Annotated in this window: 2 protein-coding genes; both read right to left on the bottom strand. The window is 66.0% G+C overall.

The window, feature by feature from the left end; all coding sequences use genetic code 11:
• Nucleotides 1-76: 76 nt before the first annotated feature.
• Complete coding sequence (gene ppsR / locus Q9Q40_14945; protein ID MDQ7008516.1) at nt 77-904, bottom strand: pyruvate, phosphate dikinase/phosphoenolpyruvate synthase regulator; 828 nt, start codon at nt 902-904, stop codon at nt 77-79.
• Nucleotides 905-958: 54 nt separating this feature from the next.
• Nucleotides 959-1,163 (bottom strand): hypothetical protein (locus Q9Q40_14950; protein ID MDQ7008517.1); only part of this gene is annotated, 205 nt, incomplete at its 5' end.

Consider the following 1,163-nt stretch of genomic DNA (forward strand, 5'->3'; position numbering starts at 1 on the left):
TTTCGTGTGCCGGCTCCGGGGCCGATCGTGACGCCCGGAGTGCCCAAACCCCGTTTTCACGGTTGCCGGATCTCCCTCAGGAGAACCCCGGCAACAGTCGCTTGTCCCTCATGATGCGCGCGGACAACTCCTCGATGGAGATGTCACTGGTATCGTACACCGGCACCCCGGCCTCCCCCAGCAGCTGCTCCGCAATCCTGATTTCCCGCTCGATGCGCTTTCGATCGGCATATCCCGAATTGGGCCTCCGGTGCTGGCGGATACTCCACAGGCGGGCCGGCGATATGGTGAATCCGACCAGCCGTTCCAGGTGTTCCTGCAGGCAGGCGGGCAACCGCTCACGCTCCAGGTCGTCCTGGATCAGGGGGTAGTTGCAGGCCCGGATGCCGAAATTCATCGCCAGGTAGATGCAGGTGGGCGTCTTGCCGGTGCGCGAGACACCCGTGATGATCACCTCGGCCCGGCCGATATCGCTCCGGACCAGGCCGTCGTCGTTCTTCATCGCGAATTCAATCGCCTCGATCCGCTTCTGATAGTCCCGCTCGTCCACCTCCCGCCGCGACAGGCCCGCGGTGTGGGCCGAATCCACCCCCAGCGCCTCTTCGATGGGACCGAGGAAGGTGCCGAACAGGTCGATGACGCAGGCATCGGTATCGTTGATGATCCGCTCCAGCTCCGGGTCCGTCAGCGTGCTGAACACCACCGGCCGGCGTCCGCTGCGTCGCTGGTACGCCTGCAGCCTGGCCGCGATGCGCTCGGCATCCTCCCGGCGGTTGACGAAGGGGTAGATGACGAAATCCGCCAGCTCGATGTCGGGAAACTGGGCCATCACGCTTCTGGCCAGGGTTTCGGCCGTATGGCCCGACCGGTCGGAGATACAGAATACGGAGTAGGGCGCGGTCATGGCGGCCGTGGTTTCCGCTGCGCCGGCGGGCATCGGCAGGCAACACCGGCCCGCTCAGCGGGCCCGGTCCAGGCTGCCGGTGTAGTTGGGCGGGGTGATGCCCGGTATGCTGGGCAGGTCCTTGCCGCCCCGGCCGACCACGAGCTGTGCCTTGAGGCCCTTTTCCGTGTGCTGCGGCACCCCGCAATGGACGAGATAGGTGGCGTCGTCACTGGGCACGATGAAGGTGCCGGAAACCTCCTTGCCGCCGTTGGCCTCG

It is taken from the genome of Acidobacteriota bacterium (assembly GCA_030949985.1).
GTDB lineage: Bacteria > Acidobacteriota > Polarisedimenticolia > J045 > J045 > JALTMS01.

Excerpts from the sequence above, each read along its gene's own strand:
- ppsR (MDQ7008516.1), bottom strand. The coding sequence starts at position 904 with ATGACCGCGCCCTACTCCGTATTCTGTATCTCCGACCGGTCGGGCCAT.